Below are 22,364 nucleotides of genomic sequence, written 5' to 3' on the forward strand. Positions count from 1 at the left end.
CCGTAGCCGTCATTGTTGTGTTCAAGAGAGTCTCATTGGCCAGCTCAAAGATCCCTTTTCGTCGCCGCTTGTCCGTCAGGCAAGCTCAGATAGCCGTCTTTATCGCTCTGGCTATCGGGGCTGTATTCGCCATCATGCAAATTCTGCTTGATGCGCGGGACGAGCGCAAAGACCTGAGCGTACATGCCAAATCCATTTTGGACTATGCTGGTCAGCCTGCGGCGCGCGCCGCTTACCGGCTGGACGATATCGGCGCCCAGGAACTGGTTGCCAGCCTGCTAAGCGACCCGGCACTTGTGAAAGCCGAAATTCTGGATGAAACCGGCCTTACGCTTGCTCGCGCATTCAGAAGCCCGACAAAGCCGCCATCGATTTTGGAGCAACTCCTGCTCGGGTCCGACGCCGAGCTGTTCGCCCGTGATCTACGAAACGAACAAGCGAACATCGACGTTGGAACTCTGATCATCGAACTCGATCCGGTAGCGGCGGCTCCAGGGTTCCAGCAACGGACCTGGAACGCCCTTGTATCCGGCCTGTTGAAAAGCACACTCCTTGCCTTCCTTCTCACGATGATATTCCAACTGATCATTACCAAGCGCGTCACCCGGCTGGCAGAATCCTTTGCCAGGGCAGCGCGGCATCAACCGGGAACGGTGGCACGCGGCGATGAGCTGGATATGCTCGAAAACCGGGTTCTTCAATCGACAAATGCATTAGCCAAGGCAGTCATCGAGGCTGAAGCCGCGAACAAAGCCAAATCCGTCTTTCTCGCCAGCATGAGCCACGAAATGCGCACGCCGCTCAATGCAATCATCGGCTATGCGGAGGCACTGGAAATGGGCATCGGCGCCGACAATACCGAGCGCCGGAACTCGTACCTGAAAAACATCTCCAGCGCCGGCAAACAACTGAATAGGTTGCTAGGAGATATCCTAGACTTCTCGAAGATCGAGGCAGGTTCCATCGAATTCGAGATTGAAGATGTCAGCCTGGCAGACATCATCCGAAGCGATATCCAACAACTGGAAGAGATTGCTGGCGAACGCCAAATCTCGCTGAAGACCGATATACAGTCTGAGGCAACAGTGCAGGCAGACCAATCGCGCCTACGGCAGATCCTGCTGAATTTCGTCACCAATGCCACGAAATACAACGCATCCGGCGGCATGATTACAGTCGGCGTAACAACCCGGCCCGATGGTCGGCAACGCTTGTTTGTCGAAGACAGTGGAAGCGGTATCCCGCCGGATCAGCTCCAGTCTATTTTCGAGCCGTTCGTCCGGGGTGACAATAACCTCCCCGACATTCCCGGAGCCGGCCTTGGTCTTGCCATCTGCAAAATGCTCGCGGAGGGCATGGGCGGGCGTATCGGCTGCGACAGCGTTCTGGCCAAAGGATCGACATTCTGGGTCGATCTAAAAACTTCGGATTCGGGTGAACTTTCCCAGGGAGACAGTACCCCCCAATTAACCGAGGCGCTGTGACAGTCAAGTCGCGGAATGTAGGACATCCTTCCGTTTAGGATCGGCTAGATAGGCTTCAAATAAGTATTGGTGCTCCTTGCATTTCGATGCATCAAAGATATATCTATTTGTATCTTTGATAAATGGAATCTGCCATTATGAGGCACAACGACAGACAATATCATCGCGATGAGGGACATTCGGAACGGCAAGGGTCACGCGTAATACGCGGGCGTGGCGGTCGCCGTCCCAGGGTTCTCGACGGCGGCCAGCTCCGCCTGGTTCTATTGACCCTGATATCCCAGCGTGAACGGCATGGATACGACCTGATCCGGGAAATCGAAGGTCAGACCGGAGGCGCTTATGCGCCAAGCCCCGGGGTGGTCTACCCGACACTTACGCTCCTCCTGGAGATGGATCTCATCTCGGAAGGCGAAACGGACGGCCCGAAGAAATTGTTTGAAATAACCGACGCGGGCCGGGCCCACCTAGAGGAGCTTGCAAGTGATGCCAGCGCGGCGATGTCCCGTATCGCCGCCATCGCCGAACGACAGAGCCGCCTTGAGCCGGCGCCAATCCGCCGCGCGATGGAAAACCTCAAGACCGCGCTAAACGACAAGCTCGCTGAGAGCGGCACCGACAAGAAAACCGTTCTCGCGGTTGCCGGACTGGTGGATGAAGCCGCCAGCAAGATCGAGCGACTTTGAATTGAACGGCACCCTTAGCTGTAAACCTGCACGCTGACGCGTGACCGTCCAATGATGCGGACGGCAGGAACCGGACACGTTAAATTACGATAGAGAAATCCCATATGCGTGGTGATCCGTAACGTAAAAGCTCGACCGCAGCTCGACGCAACGGTCTGCTATATCGAATGCTTTACGCTCAACGCGCATGACCGGGCGGGACACGGCGCACCCCAACGCCGAAGCCGTCTCTTGATCAGCGGCAATCGCCCTGATGCTTTCCTCAGCACGGACGATCGCGATCCTGAAAGCTTGCTGATAAAGAGCGTAGAGCGCGTTGGGCAGCGGTGCACGCTGGTCCAGGCCGGGGAAAAGCACTGCTGGCACGACTGACTTCTCGTAAATCAGGCGCGCCCCGCCAATAGTCCGTACGCGGACGATTTCATGTACCTTTTCCGGCGCACCGGACAATTGCCCCGCCTCACATGCCGCCGCATTTCGCGATGACACCGCTTCTTCCGCCAAGTCCGGGATCGCTTGTGTTCCGTCGGGATTTCGAAGCCTGAAAAACTGGAACATGGCGTTTTCGGGCGTGCGGACGGCGACGAAACTCCCCACTCCCTGACGGCGCTTGATGATACCTCTGCGCTCCAGTTCCTCCAGAGCTTTACGCGCGGTGCCCTGGCTTACCCCAAGCTCCGTTCCCAGATCATGTTCGCTCGGTAACATCGCCCCCGGCACCAGCTCACCCGAGATGATGCGGTCGATCAGCGTTCCGATCACGGTTTTGTAGAGCGGTTCAGTCATCTGGCTCGCCTGATCCCATCCGGTCTTCATCTCGGTATGGACGCCATGTAGCAGATCGCACTGCGTCAGTCTTGTATAAGAATTCTCCTACATGTAATGACATGGGTTAACGAAACTCAAAAAATGAAACTGAGGGAGCTCACGAAATGACCAACATCCCCCAATTGCTGGTCCATAACCCGGACGACACGGTCGGTGTCGTCGTAGTTGAGGACCTGAAGGCCGGGACCGAGATGCTGTGCGTTGTTACGCACGACAATTCGGATTTCCGCCTCACCGCCAAGGCGGACATCCCCATTGGCCACAAGGTGGCCCTGAAGGACCTCTCCGCCGGTGATACGGTCATCAAATATGGCGAGGATATCGGCAAGATGGTCGGCAATGCCGGCGTCGGCGAGCACGTCCATACCCACAACATGAAAACCAAGAGGTGGTAGAGATGGCCGATCTTGCAAATACGAGCGTGAATGCCTGGCGCCGGGAAAACGGCCGCGTCGGCGTCCGCAACCATGTCCTCGTCCTGCCCGTGGACGATATTTCCAACGCCGCCTGCGAAGCCGTGACCAACAACGTCAAAGGCACCATGGCGATCCCGCATGCCTATGGGCGCCTGCAATTCGGCGAAGATCTGGATCTGCATTTCCGCACCATCATCGGCACCGGCGCAAACCCGAATGTCGCCGCCGTTGTGGTGATCGGCATCGAGCCTGAATGGACCAAGGTGATCGTCGACGGCATCGCCAAGACCGGCAAGCCGGTCACCGGCTTCTCCATCGAGCAGAAAGGTGACTTCGAGACCATCCGGGCCGCCTCCTGGCAGGCCAAGGAATATGTCCACTGGGCCACGGAACTGCAGAAGGAAGCCGTGCCGCTGACCGACATCTGGGTGTCGACAAAATGCGGCGAAAGCGACACGACGACGGGCCTCTCCTCCTGCCCGACCGTCGGCAACATGTACGACAAGCTGCTGCCGCACGGCCTTTATGGCTGCTTCGGGGAGACGTCGGAAATTACCGGCGGCGAGCATATCTGCGAGGCCCGCGCGGCAACGCCGGAGATCGGCGCCAAATTCCGCAAGATCTGGCAGGCCTATCAGGACGAGGTGATCTTCGCCCACCAGACGGACGATCTCTCGGACAGCCAGCCGACCAAGGGCAACATTCTCGGTGGCCTCACGACCATTGAGGAGAAGGCTCTCGGCAATCTGGAGAAGATCGGCCGGACATCGACCTATATCGACGCCATCGGCCCCGCAGAGACACCGGAAAAAGGCCCCGGTCTCTATTTCATGGACAGCTCGTCGGCAGCGGCGGAGTGCGTCACCCTGATGGCGGCTGGCGGCTTCGTCATTCACACCTTCCCGACGGGTCAGGGCAACGTGGTCGGCAACCCGATCGTTCCGGTCGTCAAGATCTCCGGCAACCCGCGCACCCTGCGCACCATGTCCGAGCATATCGATGTGGACGTGACCGGCGTGCTGACCCGGGAGATGACCATCGACGAGGCCGGGGATTCCCTGATCGACATGATCATCCGGACCGCAAACGGCCGTAACACGGCGGCTGAAGCCCTCGGCCACCGGGAATTCTCCATGACCAAGCTTTACCGCTCGGCCTGACGGTCCTCCACTTCACCGAAAAGCCGGCCCATTATCCGGCCGGCTTTTTCGTTCGCCCCCCGCGTCAGATATTGCCCCCGTCGACCCGGAACTCCTGGCCGGTGCATCCACGTGATGCGTTCGAGGCCAGGAACAGCACCATCTCGGCAACATCGTCTGCCTGCATCGGCCGCTTGAGGCATTGACGGGCGATAATGTCGCGTTTGGTCTCTTCGTCGATCCATTCACGAAGCTGGCGCGGGGTCAGGATAGCGCCCGGCACGACCGAGTTGACACGGACACCCGCTTCACCGAAATCGCGCGCGAGGGAACGCGTCAGACCGAAAGCCGCTGCCTTGCAAGAGGAATAGACCGCGAGGTTCTTCACCCCCTGGGTCGGTGCGATCGAGCCGAAATTGATGATCGACCCTCCTCCATTTTCGGACATGATCCCGTAGGCAGCCTGCGCGGCAAAAAACTGATGCTTCAGGTTTATCGCGACGATTGCCTCCCAATCCTCCTCCGTCACTTCTTCCGCGACGAAGCGCTGGTCATGCGCCGCATTGTTGACCATCGCGCAGAGTGATCCTGTCGCATCCGCGGCCCGGTTGATCGCGCTTTTCAACTCTGTCGTGTCGGTCACATCGCAACGATGGAAGAAAGGCGCATTTCCCGTTTCCTCAGCCAGGCGATGCATCAATGCTTCAGCAGCCTCTACGTCGATATCGACGAAATAGGTATGCGCGCCCTGTACGGAAAATGCCTCGACAATAGCCGCGCCAATCCCTGTCGCGCCGCCGCTGACAAAGACCGCCTGCCCTTCCAGATCCGGATACCGTGTCTGATATGCGGTCATCTCAACATCTCCCTCTCAAGCATCCTTGTAACAAGATCATAAGACAGGCCGTACAGCTTGCGGACACGAAAAGAAGCGACCCGGGACAAGGAAATTATTGACGGTGAAATAGCCTTGCGGCAACATATTTTTGAGCAAAAAAATAAATCAAATGGCGAGTTAATGCCATCTCATAAGGGAGGAAAAAATGAGGGTACGTTTCCCTGGAATTCTTGCCGCTGGGACATTGCTTCTTGGCGGAATGATTGCAACCTCACAGCCAACCAACGCAGCCGATCTTGTTGTCGGCGTCAGCTGGTCGAACTTTCAGGAAGAGCGCTGGAAAACCGACGAAGCGGCGATCAAGGGCGCTCTGGACAAGGCTGGCGCTGAATATATCAGCACGGATGCGCAGAGCTCGACGGCCAAGCAACTCTCCGACGTTGAAAGCCTGATCGCGCGTGGCGCCAATGCCCTTATCATCCTGGCGCAGGATGCCTCCGCCGTAACGCCGGCAATCAGAAAAGCGGCAGCCGAAGGCATCCCTGTGGTCGGGTACGATCGTCTGATCGACGACCCGGACGCGTTCTACATCACCTTCGACAATATCGAGGTCGGGCGCATGCAGGCCCGCGCGGTGTACGCGTCTCAGCCAAAGGGCAACTTTGTCTTCATCAAGGGGAGCCCGCAGGACCCGAACGCGGATTTCCTTCATGACGGCCAGATTGAAGTCCTGAAAGCCGCGATCGACAAGGGCGATATCAAGATCGTTGGAAATCAGTATACCGACGGCTGGCTGCCGGCGAATGCCCAGCGCAACATGGAGCAGATCCTTACCGCGAACGACAACAAGGTCGATGCGGTGGTTGCGTCAAACGACGGAACAGCAGGCGGCGTTGTCGCCGCGCTGACGGCGCAGGGCCTTGATGGCATTCCCGTTTCCGGCCAGGACGGCGACCATGCGGCACTCAACCGCGTTGCGCTCGGCACCCAGACGGTTTCGGTCTGGAAAGACGCCCGCGAACTCGGCAAACGAGCCGCTGAAATCGCCGTGGAACTCGCCAAGGGTGAGGACGCCTCAAAGGTTTCGGGCGCCGTGCAATGGACCAGCCCGAACGGAAAGGCCCTGAACTCGCTCTTCCTTGCACCTGTGCCGATCACCCAGGACAAGCTGAACATCGTGATCGATGCCGGCTGGGTCTCGAAAGACGTGGTCTGCAAAGGCGTCAAGAACGGCTCGGTCGCCGCCTGCAACTGATCCAACCCTGTCCACTGACCGGCACCACCCGGTGCCGGTCTTTTCTTCTCTGCAAATTGGATGGGCTGGATGAGCGACCGCGTTCAATCACTCTCTGACATGGAACAACCCGAGACGCCGGGATCCGCCGAAACCAGGAGCGGCATCACCGGCATGGTGCGCACCATGGAGCTCGATCTACGCCTGCTCGGCATGGTCGGAGCTCTCCTTCTCATCTGGGTTGTGCTGGATCTGCTGACCGGCGGGCGCTTCATTACCCCACGCAATCTCTTCAACCTCTCCGTCCAGACAGCGTCGGTCGCGGTCATGGCGACCGGCATGGTGTTCGTTATCGTGACACGCCATATAGACCTCTCCGTCGGCTCGGTTCTCGGCGTCATCGCCATGGTCATGGGGGTCGTCCAGGCGGAGATTCTGCCTGATCTCCTAGGCTTCAACCATCCGGCAAACTGGATTATCACGATCCTTGTCGGGCTCTGCCTCGGGCTTCTGATCGGCTGCCTTCAGGGCTGGGTGATCGGATACCTTGCCGTGCCCGCGTTCATCGTCACACTCGGCGGCCTCCTGATCTGGCGCGGCGCCGCTTGGTGGGTCACAACCGGGCGCACGGTAGCCCCGCTGGACTCGACCTTCATCCTGTTCGGCGGCGGTGTCGCCGGTACCATGGGCGAGACGGCCAGCTGGATATTCGGGGCCATCATGGCCGCGCTGGTAATCTATGGAATCCTGAGAGGACGTCGCAGGCGCCAGCTCTTCGATTTCCCGCTGAAGCCGCTCTGGGCAGACTGGCTGAATATCAGCGTGCTGACTTTGGCCGTCTTCGGGTTCGTCGCCGCAATGAATGCCTATCCGGTGCCTGCCCGCGCCGCCAAGAGGCTAGCTGAAGCAAAGGGCTGGGCTATTCCCGAAGGCGGGCTGGAGCTGATGCACGGAATTGCCATCCCGGTTGTCATCGTTGCCCTGATCGCCATCGCAATGACAATCGTCGCCCGGCGCACGAAGTTCGGACGCTATGTCTTTGCCATCGGCGGCAACCCGCAGGCGGCAGAACTCTCCGGCATCGATACCCGCCGCATGACCCTATACATTTTCACATTGATGGGCGGGTTGTGCGCCATCTCGGCAGTCATCGCTTCGGCGCGGCTGCAATCGGCGGCCAATGATCTCGGCACGCTCGACGAGCTGCGCGTCATTGCCGCCGCTGTGATCGGCGGCACATCCCTCGCCGGGGGCATCGGAACGATCTATGGCGCAATCCTCGGTGCGCTCGTCATGCAAAGCCTGCAAAGCGGGATGGCCCTGATCGGCACCAACACGTCGCTGCAATCCATTGTCATCGGCTTTGTGCTTATTCTCGCGGTCTGGGTCGATCAGGTCTACCGCCGCCGGATCGGGGAGTGAACGCCATGCCCACAGATACCGCTCATCCCCTCGTCGCGCTCAGTGACATTCATGTCTCTTTCGGCGGCATCAAGGCCGTCGATGGCGTGTCCTGCGATCTCTATCCGGGCGAAGTCGTCGGCCTCCTTGGGCATAACGGGGCCGGAAAATCGACCCTGATCAAGGTGCTATCCGGTGCCTGCCATTCGGACTCCGGCGACATTCGGATCAACGACCAGAAGGCCGTCATCCGCAACGCACGGGATGCAAGAGCCTACAATATCGAGACAATCTACCAGACGCTCGCCCTCGCCGATAATCTGGATGCCGCCGCCAATCTCTTTCTCGGGCGGGAAATCCTGACGTCTTCCGGGATGCTGGACGAGGTACGGATGGAGGACGAGACACGCAAGATAATGGGTCGCCTCAATCCGAACTTCCGCAAGTTCGCCGCACCGGTGAAGGCATTATCCGGTGGCCAGCGACAGTCCGTGGCGATCGCACGCGCGGTCTATTTCGATGCCAAGGTCCTGATCATGGACGAGCCGACCGCGGCGCTCGGGGTTCAGGAAACCGCCATGGTTTCCGAGTTGATCAAACAGCTGAAATCCGAGGGTATAGGGATCTTCCTGATCAGCCATGACATTCATGACGTGTTCGATCTTTCCGATCGGCTGACTGTCATGAAGAATGGACGCTTGGTCGGAACCGTCCGCACTGAAGAAGTTTCAAAGGAGGATGTACTCGGCATGATCATTCTCGGGAAAATGCCGGATCATCTGGAAGATGGCTCCGAAGCGGGCAAGCCCTCTGCGCAATGAACCAGCATGACCGCCGACTTGGACGGCACATATCCGACCCGGTCCGGGCGCAGAACAGAAAAGCAATTGTCGACTGCCTCCGGCGGCACCAGGCCGCGGCGCGGATCGAAATCGCAAAGCATGTCGGCATCAGCCCCGCGACGGTCACGGTTATCACCTCGGAATTGATCGAGGATGGTGTGATCCGCGAGGAAATAAGCTCGGCGGACAGAAACGGGTCGTCACGCGGCCGCCCCCGCACACGACTGGAGTTGAACCCGGAAGCCGGCTTCGCCATCGGCATCAAGATATCGATGCACCAGGCCTCTATCTCTCTGACGAACCTCTCGGGAGAAATTCTGGGGGCAAAGATCGTTCCCATGCGCGCAAACCGCGACGCGCCGGAACGTATCGCCGAGGTCTGCATGACCCAGATACAGGAAGTGATCGGCGATGCCGGGATCGATCCGGAGCTGGTTCTCGGTGTCGGAATTGGCGTTCCTGGCTATGTGGAATATCCATCCGGAATTGTCAGATGGGCGCCGGTCTTCTCTCGACCGGACGTGCCGTTCCGCGAGATCGTCGAGCAGAAAACCGGATTTCGAACCTTTATCGACAATGACGCCAATATGACGGCCCTCGCCGAGAAATGGTTCGGGGTCGGGCGGCAATTCCCGACCTTCCTGGTCGTCACCGTCGAGCATGGCATCGGCATGGGGCTGGTTGTCGACGAAAAGCTCTATCGTGGTGCCCGCGGCTTCGGGGCTGAGTTCGGACACACGAAGATCGTCGTTGGCGGCGCCCTATGCCGCTGCGGCCAGCGCGGGTGCGTCGAAGCCTATGCCTCAGACTACGCCATAGCACGTGAAGCGAACGTCTTGGGGTCAACAACCGACATCGACGATCCGTTCGCCTTGCAGGACCGGATGGAGCATCTCATCAAGCTGTCAGATGAAGGCTCGCCAGCAGTGACGTCGATCTTCAAACGCGCGGGAACCATGCTCGGCACCGGCATCGCCAATCTCGTCGACGTTCTGGACCCTCCGGTCGTTGTGCTTTCGGGCGCCCGATCCCGGTCCGCAAAGGCATTTTTCACAGCGCTCACCGGCGCGATGGAAGCCAACAGGTTCCCCGGAGCCCAGACCAAGGTCGATCTTCGGGTCGATCCGGGCGGTGACGAAGTCTGGGCGCATGGCGCCGCCGCGCTGGTGCTGGAAGAAACCCTTATCTGAGAGCCGCAGATCAGGCGGACGCGAGGGCTTTCAGACGTACGGGGTCGAGCCCGTAGACCATATCGCGCAACTGATCGAGCAATGCCTGCCGGTCGTTCCCGATGGAAAGCTCCGATGACCGGACCGGTGTGCCGATATGGGCCTGCACATCGTCGCCAATCCGGCGGGCCACCTCGTTCATCAGAAGGGCTTCGCGCAAAGCCTCGCTGAACCGGCTGACCAGATGAAACAGGAACCGATTCTGCCCCTCGAAGAAGATAGGAACGACGGTCGCATCCGTCTGGGCGATGAGCTTGCCCGCAAAAAGCTTCCAGGGAGCGTCAGTCGCCCTGCCGAATAATTTCTCCGACGTAGACACTCGTCCCGCCGGAAAAATCACCAGCGCGCCGCCGTCATTGAGATGCGCCAGAGCCTTGCGCTTCGATTCGACATTGCTGCGCACCGCGCTCGATGCTCCGTCGAACTCGATCGGAATCAGATAGGGCCGCAACGGCTCTGCCCGCCCAAGGGCTGCATGCGCGAGCAGCTTGAAGTCCTTGCGGACGAGCGACGTGATATGCCCGACAGCAATTCCGTCAAGCACTCCAAACGGGTGGTTCGCAACCACGATCAGAGGACCTTCAGCCGGGATCGCATTAAGGCGGCTCCGCTCGAAATTAACGGATAACCTCAGATACTCGACGGCAGAGTGCCAGAAATTATCGGTGTCGTGATGTTTCCGGCAATAGTCGTCATACATCCGTTGCAGACGCGGCTGCCCGCTCAGCAACTCGACGAAACGGATGAGCACCTGCCGGGTCAAAGAGTCGTCTGGATTACAGTACGAAACGACCGGCGTCCGTTTTTCGAACTCCTGCCGGATCCAGTTTACCCCAGATTTTCCGACCATTTTTACACCGCGCCTTTTGCTCAAAAGACGGAGGCTAGCGGCCAGGAATGACAACTTGATGACCGATTAATTGCAGTCTTTCAGTCATGTTCTTTTATGAACCGGATGAGCAGGCATACCGGCAGTTTTATTTATGATTAACTGGCGCCGGCGCCCCTGATTTGGCATTGTTTTCATGATGATCATGCAGAATTCATGATTCCGCTTTGTGCGCCGGGCAGCGGGTCAGAAGCACTGTCCTGGATGATTGAACCAGATGATGCACTCTTGGGAAACATGGTCGACGCCCCCTCCCATTTAACGGAACATTCCACGCCAATCGGCAGTGCATCGGCCACTCCGACAGCAGGCCCGCCGTCAGCTCTGATCAAAGTCAGCCTTCTCGGCGGTTTTCTGATCGAGGCACCTAACGGAACAGTCGGTTTGCCCAGCCGAAAGGCACAGGCAATTCTCGCCTATCTCATGCTGCTGCCGTCACAAAAAGCGACCAGAGAGAGCATTGCAGGCCTCCTCTGGAGCGGTGCGACAGAAGACCTTGCGCGCGCATCGCTGCGACAGGCCCTCCGGAGGCTCAACCAGTATTTCGATGCCGTCGGCATCGTTGGAATTGACGCGACGCGGACCGAGGTCCGTCTCAATAAAAGGATGTTCGAAACCGACCTTTGGGCTGTTCTGGAAATTGACGCCGATGCGCCGATACACCCCATCTTGCTGCAACGCTCCGACATATCGGCCTCGCTGTTGCTCGGCTTCGACGACCTGGATGAGGCTTTTAACTCCTGGGTGCTGACGCAAAGGCAAAACCTGAATGATCGTCTGGTTGCCAGCCTGGAGGTCCGCCTGGCCCAACCCTCCGGCAATGCAGGCCGCGATGCAGCGCACGCGACCAAGAATGCGGCTCTTGCCCTCTCCAACCTCGACCCGACCCATGAAGGCGCATGCCGGGAGCTGATGCTGCAGCATGTCCGCGCAGGAGATATCGGCTCCGCCCTGAAGCGCTATAATCGCCTCTGGTCGCTGCTTGAAAACGACTATGACATGGAGCCGTCCGACGAGACCAAGGCGCTCGTCGCCCTGATCAAGAGCGGCGCTGATGAGGCTGATGCAAAACCGGATGCCGGATCTTCGAGGCCCGACCCGTCCGGAACTCCCCGTCTGGTTGTCGAATCATTCAGTTACGCGGGCGTGCCGGACCCGCTGAAATTCATGGCCCGCGCTTTCCGTCATCAATTCATGTCCAGCCTGCTCAAATTCAGGGAATGGCTGGTGGTCGATGGCGAACGCGCCGAACGCCAGAGAATCATGCTTCCGTCTAACCCGGTCTTCAGAATTTCGGGCGATACATACGTTAAAGACACGATCCTCTATGTCGTGGTTTCGGTTCGTGACTCCAGCAATGACACCATCCTCTGGAGCGAAGAGAACCCGGCAAGTCTGGATACCTGGCCGCGAACGCTCCGGCAGCTCGTGCAGAAGCTCGCCATAGCCATCAATACCCATGTCGCGAGCAACCGGCAGTCCGCCAAACGCGAAGAGCCGAGCCAGCCCCCCCCCGTCTACGACAGATGGATGCAAGGCCGCCGACTGCTTCATCTCTGGACCCCGACCGGATGGGCCGAGGCCGAGGAAATCTTCACATCAGTGCGTAAGGACCAGCCCGACTTCGCGCCAGGTCATTCCAGCCTTTCATTCTGCGCCAGCCTCAAGCGGTTCGTTTATCCGGGGTTCCGAGACGAACCCGGCCTCTCACTTTTGGCCATCGAGCATGCAAAACGCTCGATACAGCTCGGCCCAAGGGACACAAAGGGCTACCAGGCTTCCGGCTGGGCTCACATTCTGGTCGGGGAATTCGAACGGGCCGCGCTCTGCTTCGGTATCGCCGAAACCCTGAATGAAAACGACATCGGAGTCGCTGTCTCCTCCGCCCTGGGTCTGGCCTATTGCGGAGAATCCGAAGAGGCTTTGCGGCGGCTGGATCACCTGCAGGAAGCCGGCTTCGACTACCAGTCGCTACACTGGTCCATTGAAGCCGCCTGCCGTTTCATTTGCCGGGATTATCCGGGAACGCTCTGGGCAGCGGCGAAAGCGAACGAAGGCGCATTCTATCCACAGGCCTGGTCAGCGGTGGCCTTTGCCCAACTCGGGAACGACCGCTCAGCTGAGCGCGAAGCCCGGAAGTTCCTCGCCACCGCCCGCGAGAACTGGACCGGCGAGATGCCCCCTCTACCCGGCGATATTTCCCGCTGGTTCCTCTCGGTTCAGCCCTTTCGCAATCCGGCAGACTATTTCCATATGAAACACTCCCTGGAACGCGCCGGCCTCACAACCCGCTGAGAAAACGCTCCAGGAATAACATCAGGTGTTATTGACCGACCCGATGCTCCATCCGGCTGAGAATGCGGACGACGGGCCAAAGGATCACCAGATACATCGCAGCCGCCATGACGAGTGGTGAGGAATTATAGGTCAGGGACCGCGCCATATCGGCCGAATACAGCAATTCCTGAAACGAGACGACGCTGGCGATCGATGTCAGTTTCACGACCTCAATGCTGTTGCTGAGCAGATCCGGAAGCACGTTCCGTGTCGCCTGCGGCAGCACCACGTAAGCCATGGTCTGCAACGGCCCCAGCCCGGTTGACCGCGCTGCCTCCGTTTGCCCGGCACCGATACTCTCGATGCCGGCACGGAAAATTTCCGCGAAGTAGGCCGAGTTGTTCAGCAGGAAGGCGATGCACACTGCGGCGAAAGGCGAGATATCAATGCCCGCAAACGGCAATCCGGCATAGACGAAGATCAGCAGCACGAGCGGCGGAACCGCGCGAAACAGGTCGATGAACGCAATAACCGCATACCGCAGCACCCGTCTCCGGGTGCGGGCAGCAAGAGCGACGACCAGGCCTCCAAGTAACCCGAGCGGGATCACCGCCAGGCAGAGCAGAAGGGTCTGACCAACACCGCGCAGCAGCAGCGGAAAGGCTTCCGCCATGATCTCGAAATTGAAAAAGTTGAAAATCAGCAAATCCATGTCAGGCACGCCTCCACTGGAACCGCGTCTCGATCCATCGACCGACGATAACAACCGGAATGAAAAGCAGAATGTAGGCAATCGCCCCCATCATCAGCGGCGTCGCGCTGCCGGAGAAGGATTGCGCCGTCGATGCCTCGTTCAGGATCTCTCCAACCCCGATAACGGTACCAAGGGCCGTATTCTTGGTGATTGCGATCGTCCGGTTTGTGAGCGGCGCGACCGTCATGCGGATGGCCTGGGGTACGACCACATAGATCAGGCACTGATTGAACCCGAGTCCGGTCGACCGTGCCGCTTCCCATTGCCCCTTGCGAACAGAGAGAATACCGGCCCAGAAAATCTCCTCCGCAAAGGCTGCGAGCACCAGCGTCAGGACCAGCCAGAGGACAAAAAACCCGGAGAGAGTCAGACCGACCGTCGGCAAGCCGAAATACATCAGCAGAATGATGACAAGGGGCGGAAGCGACCGCAGCAGGTCGACCACGCCGACGATGATCAGGGAAAGTGCCGTTATCCGGTAAGCCCGCACGATCGCCAGCGCCATACCCAGCGCCAGCCCGCACACGACCACAAGCAGGGCGATCTCGCAGGTGACGATGACACCATCACCGATCGCACCCGCATACTGGTCGATCAGATCCGGCCTGAAAAAGGTTTCAATGAAGTGGGCCCACGTGCCGGCTTCCGGCGCGGTGCTCATTGACCGATCTCTTGCATGAATTCACGGGTCCGGGCGTGTTCAGGAGATTCGAAGATCTTTTCCGGCGTCCCCTCTTCCAGAATTTGCCCGTCCGCCATGAAGATCACCCGGTCAGCGGCCGCGCGGGCAAAACGCATCTCGTGGCTTACCACAACCATCGTCATGCCGGCTTCCCGAAGCTGTTGCATGACCTGCAGGACGCTGCCGACCAATTCGGGATCAAGCGCGCTCGTGGGCTCGTCGAAAAGCATGACGGTCGGCTCAAGGGCCAAAGCACGGGCAATGGCCACGCGCTGTTGTTGCCCGCCGGACAGCTCTCCTGGATGGGAGTCGGCCTTGTCGCCCAGACCGACCCTGTCCAGCATGGCTTCGGCGATCTCATTCGCTTCCGCGCGTGCCTTGCCGAGCACCTTGCGCAGGGCCAGCGTGACATTGTCCCGCGCTGTCAGATGCGGATAGAGGTTAAACTGCTGGAAAACCATGCCGAGGCGGCGGCGCATCAGATTGATGTCCACTGACCGGTCCATCAGATTGACACCATCGAACATAACGGAGCCCTCGGTCGGCTCCTCCAGCCGGTTGAAACATCTCAGCATGGTGCTCTTGCCGGACCCGGACGGCCCGATGACGAAGACCAACTCCCCGGTGTTCAGGGTAAAGTCGACACCTTTCAAGGCATCGAAGTCGCCGAATGACTTCCAGAGACCGCGCGCCTCGAGGATCGCTGCCATAGTCGGGATATCTTTCTACAGGTATTGGAACGCATCACGGCGGCGCGCAGCATCTCGCAGGCGCCGCCGTGACAAAGTGACTTATCAGCTACAGGACGACGTATGCGCAGTCGGATCGTAGCCCTCGAAACCGGGCTCGCCATATCCGGGCCGGACAGTTACAGCCGAGGAACCAGCCGCAGGCGTCACGCCGAACCATTTCTCGCTTAGTTTCACCAGCGTTCCGTCGAGTTTCATGCACTCGATTGCCGCATCCACCTTGTTGCGCAACTCCACGCTATCCTTGCGGAACGGCACAGAGAACACCTTACCGGTGGAATGCAGATAGGAGAGCTCGATCAGCGGATTTTTCTTCACCGCCCAGGCAACGCCCGTATTACCCGCTACGTTGGCGAATGCGCGCCCGGAGATAACAGCCTGAACGGCATCGGTCTGGGTGCCGTAGGATTCGACTTTCCAGCCGATATCACTCTCCAGCCCCCGGGCCCACTGATCATAAGCAGACCCTTTGTTCACCGCGATCACCTTACCGGCGAACTCCTTCAGCGACTCGACCTTGGGCGATCCTTTCTTGACCACGAACTGGAAATCCGTGTCGAGATATCCTTCGCTGAACAGCATGCTCTTGGAACGTTCTTCGGTCAGCGTGGTTGGCGCAACGAGAAAGTCATACGTCCCAGCCTGCATGCCTGGAAGCAGTCCCGACCACTGGGCAGCAGTGATATCCATCTCGGCGCCAAGACGTTTTCCGAGCGCTTCGGCGAAATCGACATTGAAGCCTTCAACACCACCGGAGAGTTTCGGCATGGCGTGCGGAGCAAAGGTTCCGTCAAGCGCAACCTTGTAGGTCTTTGCTTCAACACTTCCGGATAATGCCATCGCGGTGACTGCGCCGATTGCTGCAATTTTCATGAAGTTCATAGTCAGCCTCCTTGTTTTTGAGACGCCTGCCCGCCGTTTCGTTCTCGATAACGCCCATCCCCGCAGGCGCTATATCGGCTGAGCACCACGAGCAGGCCGCAGGACGCGACCCTATCTCGCAGCAGCGAAATGTTCGGAGAACAGAAGCTCCAAACGATTGGTCAGGAACTCTAGACCGAGATTTTGCGGTGCAACAATATGAATTTTCGAATGAAAGCCTCACAAGTGCTTCCATAGTGGTTCAATTGGTCTGGTGCCGTTTGCGCATGTTGCACCGAACAATTTCATGGGCTAATGGGAACCATGCCTCGTTCTGGAGAGGCTCCTTGTACCGGTCCGTATCTCTACCCAAATGCGGCTATAGAGTCGTCCATTCCTGAGACGGGCCAACATTCACTGAGCGAGCGCGCGGATCGACCAAAATGCCGCGGGAGGATCAAATGGAACGCAAGACCGATTTCTTTATCGACGGAAAATGGGTAGCGCCGGCCAGCGCAAATGACTTCGAGGTCATCAACCCGGCCAACGAAACCCCTTTCGCGACGATTTCCCTCGGCAGCGAAGCCGATGTGAATAAGGCCGTCGCAGCCGCCAAGAGCGCTTTCGCGACCTGGAGCACCACGCCCCACGACGTGCGCATCGGCTATGTAGAAAAGCTGGCCGAGATCTATCAGGAACGCATCGAGGAGATGGCGACCGCGATCTCCAACGAGATGGGCGCGCCGAAAAACATCGCCAGCACCCAGCAGGCAGCTGCCGGCCTGGGCCATATCAAGGCCTTTATCCGGGCGCTGAAGGCATTCACCTTCGAACATCCTCTGAATGAGAAGTTCCAGACCGAATACATCATGCATGAGCCGATCGGCGTCTGCGGTCTGATCACGCCGTGGAACTGGCCGATGAACCAGGTGACCCTGAAGGTCATCCCGGCCGTCGGCGTTGGCTGCACCGTGGTGCTGAAGCCGTCCGAAATCGCCCCGATGTCTTCCCTTCTTTTCGCCGAGTTCATGGAACAGGCAGGCTTCCCGGCCGGTGTGTTCAACCTCGTCAACGGCGACGGCCCGACCGTCGGCGAAGCGATGAGCAAGCATCCCGACATCGACATGATGAGCTTCACAGGCTCGACCCGCGCCGGCATTGCCGTGACCAAGTCTTCGGCCGATACGGTCAAGCGCGTGTCGCTTGAACTCGGCGGCAAGGGCCCGAATCTGGTGTTCGCCGATACGGACGTTGCTAAAGCCGTCAAACGCGGTGTGCTGCACATGTTCAACAACAGCGGCCAGAGCTGCAACGCGCCGAGCCGGATGATTGTCGAAAAATCCGTATATGGCGAAGCGGTCGAAGTCGCCAAGTCCGTGGCCGAGGCACAGGAAGTGGGCGACCCGACACAGGATGGCCGTCAGATCGGCCCGGTGGTCTCGCAGGCCCAATACGACAAGATCCAGGGTCTGATCGAATCCGGCATCAAGGAAGGCGCAACGCTCCTTGCTGGCGGTCTCGGCCGCCCGGATGGCCTCAACCGCGGCTACTACGTGAAGCCGACCGTGTTTGCGGACGTAAAGGAAGACATGACCATTGCCCGGGAGGAAATCTTCGGCCCGGTGCTCTCGATCATGTCATTCGAGGACGAGGCCGACGCTGTCCGCATCGCCAACGATACGCCTTACGGCCTGACCTCCTACGTACAGACCGGTGATCCGGAGCGGGCCAAACGCCTCGCCCGTCAACTCCGTGCCGGCATGGTCCAGATGAACGGTGCCGGTCGCGCGCCGGGTAGCCCGTTCGGTGGCTACAAACAGTCCGGCAACGGTCGTGAGGGCGGCGAGTACGGCCTCATTGAATTCCTGGAAGTGAAGGCAGTCTCCGGCTGGCCGGCAGAAGCCGCCGAATAACTTTCCAGACATCCTAAAAGAGCGGCCGCATCCAACCGATGCGGCCGTTTTTTTTATCCGTATCGACCCAGTGGATTATCCGTTAAGGCAGGTACCCGAACCGCTTCATCACTGGTCCATGATCTCTGGCGAGACGTCCGAGCTGTTGCTCGCTGAGCGAACGCTGCCCCTCGCCGCTGCCGCCGGAGCGGAAAAAGCGCTGCATATGCGGCGGACGTTCGGAGAAACCTTTCTCCTCTTCCTGCCGCCTGAGTTCTTCGAAGGAGGAATGCCGGATTGACCGCGTCAACCGTTCCGGATCAAACGGCAATCCAAGCACTTTGAGAACCTGCCCAAAAGCCTTCTCCGGGTTGGCGTAGAGATCTTCGTATCTCACCACGCAGACCGGGAGGGAATGGCTTCCGTCTATCCAGCTTTCCGCATGGTCTCCCCATCGGCCAATATGGGTCAGGATCTGGACATCGGCCTCTACGGTCGCGTGATCCCGATCTGCCATGATCTCAATGGCCGCATCGGCCTCCACACCCATATGGCTGGCAAATGACGGCACGATGTCGGCCGGATTCCGAATGATATAAACGGCACCAGCAGAAACCGAGCGCTCGATAAGAGGCGTGCCGTTAAGCATGCCGAAACGTGAGTGTGTTTTGACGAAATGATCGTGCTCACGCGCTGCGGCGAGACGTTTCTGTGCCTGCGGGCGTATCGCTACGCTTTCTTCAGCGGTCATATCCTTCACGGACTTGGAAAGGACTTCCGCATAGAAACGCGGGCGAACATCGCTCAGGGAAAACGCGCGCAAGTCCTCGATGGAAACCGGCCCCTCCTGTCCAATGAGATAATTCGCCAAAAACGCACGCATCCACGTATTCCCAGATTTGGGATAGGATGCGAGCCAGACAATCCGGGGCATGTCATATTCCGATAGGGCAAAACTACACCGAGTAGTTTTGCCCTTAATATGTCAATTTCAAGGCCCGTGCGATCACGTATTGTTGAAACCGACCAATTGGACCGCAATTCGTCAATAGCGCTGAATAAAGGAGCGCCCACAGATCATCCGGCGATCATCAAACAGTCAGGTTTAGAGCGCGTCAGAGACACATCCCGGCTGTCTGTCGCCTCTTCTCGCTTTCGACTCTGGAACAACTGATTTGCGACTTTGATGCACTACAACCCACACCAATTAGCGAATAGACAGACGCTCATCGTCACGACTCAGTCCGCGTGCTCAAGCCACTCGCCCAGAAGCCGAACAGTCTCTTCCGGCGCCTCAAGCGGCAACATGTGACCGCACTCCTCGACGATCTCGAGCCTGGCGCCCGGAATGCCGTCCGCAAGCTCCTGCGCCTCGTCCAGACTTCGCAAGACATCCTGCCGGGACCAGACGACCAAAGTCGGGCAGTAAATCCGGGGAAGCAGATCATGACCGTCCCGGCGCACCACACCAATCTGGTTCACGAACCCGTCCTTGCCGATCCGGTCGGCCATTTCCCGGATCTTTCCGACAAGCCCCTCGTCCTCCTGACGTTGCGGGTGGAGGGACGAAAGGATGGAGTGACGCGAAAGCCCCCGAAATCCGCGGCCTTCAGCCGCTTTGGCAAGTCCCGCCTTGCGAGTAGCCTGATCGGGGCTGTCCCCGCGCGCGCTCGTGTTGAGCAATGCCAGACGCTCGACGCGCTCCGGCGCCATCAGCGCGATCTCACGGGCGACAAAGCCCCCCATGGAAAAGCCAACCAGGGAAAACCGCTCCGGCGCTTCGGATAGAACGCGCTCCGCCATCCCTTCGAATGTCCGGTCCCGGGTGAGGTCCCCGAAATGCAAGGTCCCGAGCTGCTCCAGACCGCTTCGGGCATCGTCCCAGAGATGCCGGTCGCACATAAAACCGGGAAGAAACAGAATATCGATCATGGAAAGCCTTGAGGATGAATGGAGAGAACGGGCAGGAGAGATTACCCCGCCACGATGCGAAACATCCAGTCAACTCAAGGCATGGGGACGTCGTTCCGTCGCGCAGCCTCAGCGCGGTGCCGAGAAGAGATCCGTATAAACCAGTGTCTGGTTCGCATGCTCACGCATCATCGATTCGGCACGCTGCGGATCGCGGGTCCGGATCGCATCGAGGATCAGCTTGTGCTGCATATTGCCAAGACGCAGGCGCATCAGATCGGCCTCGGAATTCTCTTCACTGAAGACGACGGTGCCCAGCTTGATCATCGGCAGCGTCTCCATCCGGCTGAAAGTGAATGCGACATAGGGATTGCCGCAATCCTTCATGATGGTTTCGTGAAACGCTACATTGCCGTCCTGGTAGTCGAGCGCCTTACTCGACGGATCCATGTCTGCATCGAGAGCGATGGCCATTGCGTCGACTGCTTCCTGCAACCTGGCATCGGCTGTCTCGGATATACCGATTTTCGCCATCGTCCCCGCAGACAACCCTTCGAGGACACCGCGTACTTCGTAAGCCTTCTTGATATCGCCGAGATTAAACTCCTGGACGGTGAACCCCCGGCCCTCGCGCTTACGGATAAGTCCCTCGACCTCAAGCGCGCGGAGCGCAAGGCGTGCAGGCGTGCGGGAAACGCCGAACATCTCGGCAGCAATCACTTCTGAAATCTTGGTGCCTTCCGGCAGTGTTCCGTCGATGACCATACGGCGCAACGCCGACAGAACGCGCTTGTCCGCTGAGCCTTCATCGACTGAAGGGCGTATCAAATGGTTCACCCGGACCTCCTCCCGCCGCTTCCGGTTACGGCGCGGCAACACTTCATCACATCAACAATGGATACATAATTTTGGATTTTTTTCCAATTCGAACTTGGAATCAGCATTTCCTTGCCTTGAACGCCGCATTATGGATTCATTTTGGAGCAGCCGCGAAAAAGAGCTGCAACCAAGGGAGGACAATCATGAATCGACGCAATTTCGCGATCGCATCGGCTGCGGTCGCGTTGAGTTTCGCGTTTTCTGAGGCCCCGCAGGCCCAGGAACCGATCAAATTCGGAATGGTCGCGCATCTCTCCGGCCCGCTGGCGGGTGGCGAGGCGGTTACCCATCTTCCAAATGTGCAGCTCTGGGTCGAAGAGGTGAACGGACGCGGCGGCTTGATGGTGGATGGCAAGCGCCGTCCGGTCGAGATCGTTCAATATGACGACAAGACCAATCCGGCCGAGCATATCAAGGCAGTCCAGCGCCTCGCCTCCCAGGACGAAGTCGATTTCATGATCGCGCCCTACGGAACCGGCTTCAACATTGCCGCCGCGCCTATCTATGCGCGCTACAAGTATCCACTGGTCGCCGTCACGGCGATCACCGACGAAATCCATGAGCTGACCGATAAATTCCCGAACATGTTCTTCACGCTCGGATCCACGAGCGGGTTTGTCGAAGGGGTCACGAACACACTGAAGACCCTGCAGAGCAAAGGCGTGATCGGTGACAAGGTCGCCATGGTTAACGTGGCCGACGCCTTCGGCATCGAACTCGCGGGCGTGGCCCGGGAGAAGTTCAAGGAAGCGGGCTTCAATATTGTCTATGATAAGTCCTATCCGCTCGGCACACCGGACCTTTCACCGGTGATGAAAGGCGCGAAAGCGGCTGCCCCGGATGCCTTCGTGGCCTGGTCCTATCCGCCTGACAGCTTCGCGCTGACCGAGCAGGCCATCATCGAGGATCTCGACGTGAAGGCCTTCTACACAGCCGTAGCTACGGCCTTCCCGGCGTATGGCGGGAAGTTCGGCAATGCCATTGAAGGCAATCTCGGCGCCGGCGGCGTGAACCCGAATACGGACGCCATGAAGGCCTACCGCAAAAGGCATCAGGACGTGACAGGCAAGGCTCCGGACTACTGGGCGTCCGCCACCTATTACTCCGCCCTGCAAGTGCTGGAGCAGGCTATCGAGGGCGTCGGCAAGGTCGACCGCGAAGCCGTTACCGAGCACATCAAGAACAACGCGTTCGAGACCGTGATCGGCACCATCAGGTTCGACAAGCACAATAATTCCGAACGGTACTGGTCGGTTGGCCAGTGGCGGGGCGGCCAATTTGTCGCCGTCGCCGATACCGGCATGGGCGACAGCGTCGCACCGGTCGCTAAAAAAGGCTGGAAGTAACCTGCCCTGGGCCGGCTTTCGATGCCT

At 58.8% G+C, this 22,364-nt stretch carries 21 protein-coding genes; 11 read left to right on the forward strand and 10 right to left on the reverse strand.

Features of this window, described 5'->3' with window-relative positions; translation table 11 throughout:
- The first annotated feature begins 35 nt into the window (after positions 1 to 35).
- A complete protein-coding gene (locus K328_RS22805; protein WP_036553194.1) occupies positions 36 to 1,484 on the forward strand; it encodes a sensor histidine kinase in 1,449 nt (482 codons plus the stop codon).
- A gap of 137 nt (positions 1,485 to 1,621) precedes the next feature.
- The gene (locus K328_RS22810) at positions 1,622 to 2,170 is read left to right on the forward strand and encodes a PadR family transcriptional regulator (RefSeq protein ID WP_084608124.1); all 549 of its coding nucleotides are present in this window, start codon (positions 1,622 to 1,624) and stop codon (positions 2,168 to 2,170) included.
- Between the two features lie 84 nt (positions 2,171 to 2,254).
- Here the strand turns inward: K328_RS22810 and K328_RS0106240 are convergent, their stop codons facing one another.
- Positions 2,255 to 2,956 carry a GntR family transcriptional regulator gene (locus K328_RS0106240; RefSeq protein WP_028465235.1) on the reverse strand — a complete coding sequence of 234 codons (702 nt, stop codon included), beginning with the start codon at positions 2,954 to 2,956 and terminating at the stop codon, positions 2,255 to 2,257.
- A gap of 146 nt (positions 2,957 to 3,102) precedes the next feature.
- Here K328_RS0106240 and K328_RS0106245 point away from each other — a divergent pair, with 146 nt between their 5' ends.
- On the forward strand, positions 3,103 to 3,393 hold the full coding sequence (locus K328_RS0106245) for a UxaA family hydrolase (RefSeq protein WP_028465236.1): 291 nt from the start codon (positions 3,103 to 3,105) through the stop codon (positions 3,391 to 3,393).
- 2 nt (positions 3,394 to 3,395) lie between these two features.
- Complete coding sequence (locus K328_RS0106250; protein WP_028465237.1) at positions 3,396 to 4,574, forward strand: UxaA family hydrolase; 1,179 nt, start codon at positions 3,396 to 3,398, stop codon at positions 4,572 to 4,574.
- A 64-nt stretch (positions 4,575 to 4,638) separates the two neighbouring features.
- On the opposite strand, the gene K328_RS0106255 is transcribed toward K328_RS0106250, so the two are convergent.
- On the reverse strand, positions 4,639 to 5,409 hold the full coding sequence (locus K328_RS0106255) for an SDR family NAD(P)-dependent oxidoreductase (RefSeq protein WP_028465238.1): 771 nt from the start codon (positions 5,407 to 5,409) through the stop codon (positions 4,639 to 4,641).
- A gap of 187 nt (positions 5,410 to 5,596) precedes the next feature.
- Here K328_RS0106255 and xylF point away from each other — a divergent pair, with 187 nt between their 5' ends.
- The 4 genes from xylF to K328_RS22815 all read left to right on the forward strand — a co-directional run bounded on the left by xylF (position 5,597) and on the right by K328_RS22815 (position 10,058).
- Positions 5,597 to 6,646 (forward strand): D-xylose ABC transporter substrate-binding protein, encoded by a 1,050-nt coding sequence (gene xylF / locus K328_RS0106260; protein WP_051284587.1) that lies wholly within the window; start codon positions 5,597 to 5,599, stop codon positions 6,644 to 6,646.
- A gap of 69 nt (positions 6,647 to 6,715) precedes the next feature.
- A complete protein-coding gene (locus K328_RS0106265; RefSeq protein WP_051284760.1) occupies positions 6,716 to 8,047 on the forward strand; it encodes a sugar ABC transporter permease in 1,332 nt (443 codons plus the stop codon).
- A 5-nt stretch (positions 8,048 to 8,052) separates the two neighbouring features.
- Positions 8,053 to 8,847, forward strand: coding sequence for an ATP-binding cassette domain-containing protein (locus tag K328_RS0106270; RefSeq protein WP_028465241.1), 795 nt, complete (start codon positions 8,053 to 8,055; stop codon positions 8,845 to 8,847).
- Positions 8,844 to 10,058 (forward strand): ROK family transcriptional regulator, encoded by a 1,215-nt coding sequence (locus K328_RS22815; protein ID WP_051284588.1) that lies wholly within the window; start codon positions 8,844 to 8,846, stop codon positions 10,056 to 10,058. The genes K328_RS0106270 and K328_RS22815 overlap by 4 nt, the downstream gene beginning before the upstream one ends.
- Positions 10,059 to 10,068: 10 nt before the next feature.
- Here K328_RS22815 and K328_RS22820 read toward each other — a convergent pair whose 3' ends face one another.
- Entirely contained in the window at positions 10,069 to 10,848 is a 780-nt protein-coding gene (locus K328_RS22820) for a lysophospholipid acyltransferase family protein (RefSeq protein ID WP_169721182.1), read from the reverse strand.
- 342 nt (positions 10,849 to 11,190) lie between these two features.
- Between K328_RS22820 and K328_RS0106285 the strand changes: the two genes are divergently transcribed.
- Entirely contained in the window at positions 11,191 to 13,281 is a 2,091-nt protein-coding gene (locus K328_RS0106285) for an AfsR/SARP family transcriptional regulator (RefSeq protein ID WP_169721183.1), read from the forward strand.
- A gap of 28 nt (positions 13,282 to 13,309) precedes the next feature.
- Here the strand turns inward: K328_RS0106285 and K328_RS0106290 are convergent, their stop codons facing one another.
- From K328_RS0106290 to K328_RS0106305, 4 genes are all read right to left on the reverse strand, one after another.
- Complete coding sequence (locus tag K328_RS0106290) at positions 13,310 to 13,975, reverse strand: amino acid ABC transporter permease (RefSeq protein WP_028465243.1); 666 nt, start codon at positions 13,973 to 13,975, stop codon at positions 13,310 to 13,312.
- Position 13,976: 1 nt separating this feature from the next.
- Entirely contained in the window at positions 13,977 to 14,678 is a 702-nt protein-coding gene (locus tag K328_RS0106295; RefSeq protein ID WP_051284590.1) for an amino acid ABC transporter permease, read from the reverse strand.
- Positions 14,675 to 15,409: an amino acid ABC transporter ATP-binding protein gene (locus tag K328_RS0106300; protein ID WP_036553196.1), complete on the reverse strand. Its 735-nt coding sequence runs from the start codon at positions 15,407 to 15,409 to the stop codon at positions 14,675 to 14,677. The genes K328_RS0106295 and K328_RS0106300 overlap by 4 nt, the downstream gene beginning before the upstream one ends.
- A gap of 84 nt (positions 15,410 to 15,493) precedes the next feature.
- Entirely contained in the window at positions 15,494 to 16,330 is an 837-nt protein-coding gene (locus K328_RS0106305) for a transporter substrate-binding domain-containing protein (RefSeq protein ID WP_036553197.1), read from the reverse strand.
- A 440-nt stretch (positions 16,331 to 16,770) separates the two neighbouring features.
- Between K328_RS0106305 and K328_RS0106310 the strand changes: the two genes are divergently transcribed.
- Positions 16,771 to 18,222 carry an aldehyde dehydrogenase family protein gene (locus K328_RS0106310; RefSeq protein WP_028465247.1) on the forward strand — a complete coding sequence of 484 codons (1,452 nt, stop codon included), beginning with the start codon at positions 16,771 to 16,773 and terminating at the stop codon, positions 18,220 to 18,222.
- Positions 18,223 to 18,304: 82 nt separating this feature from the next.
- On the opposite strand, the gene K328_RS0106315 is transcribed toward K328_RS0106310, so the two are convergent.
- The 3 genes from K328_RS0106315 to K328_RS22825 form a co-directional block, all read right to left on the reverse strand.
- Positions 18,305 to 19,135, reverse strand: a complete 831-nt coding sequence (locus K328_RS0106315; RefSeq protein WP_028465248.1) for a sulfotransferase domain-containing protein — start codon at positions 19,133 to 19,135, stop codon at positions 18,305 to 18,307.
- 305 nt (positions 19,136 to 19,440) lie between these two features.
- Positions 19,441 to 20,133: an alpha/beta fold hydrolase gene (locus K328_RS0106320; RefSeq protein ID WP_028465249.1), complete on the reverse strand. Its 693-nt coding sequence runs from the start codon at positions 20,131 to 20,133 to the stop codon at positions 19,441 to 19,443.
- A gap of 108 nt (positions 20,134 to 20,241) precedes the next feature.
- Positions 20,242 to 20,949, reverse strand: a complete 708-nt coding sequence (locus K328_RS22825) for a GntR family transcriptional regulator (RefSeq protein ID WP_156901184.1) — start codon at positions 20,947 to 20,949, stop codon at positions 20,242 to 20,244.
- Positions 20,950 to 21,134: 185 nt separating this feature from the next.
- Between K328_RS22825 and K328_RS0106330 the strand changes: the two genes are divergently transcribed.
- Entirely contained in the window at positions 21,135 to 22,337 is a 1,203-nt protein-coding gene (locus K328_RS0106330; protein WP_028465250.1) for an amino acid ABC transporter substrate-binding protein, read from the forward strand.
- Positions 22,338 to 22,364 lie beyond the last annotated feature (27 nt).

Origin of the sequence: Nisaea denitrificans DSM 18348 (genome assembly GCF_000426505.1) — a bacterium.
GTDB lineage: Bacteria > Pseudomonadota > Alphaproteobacteria > Thalassobaculales > Thalassobaculaceae > Nisaea > Nisaea denitrificans.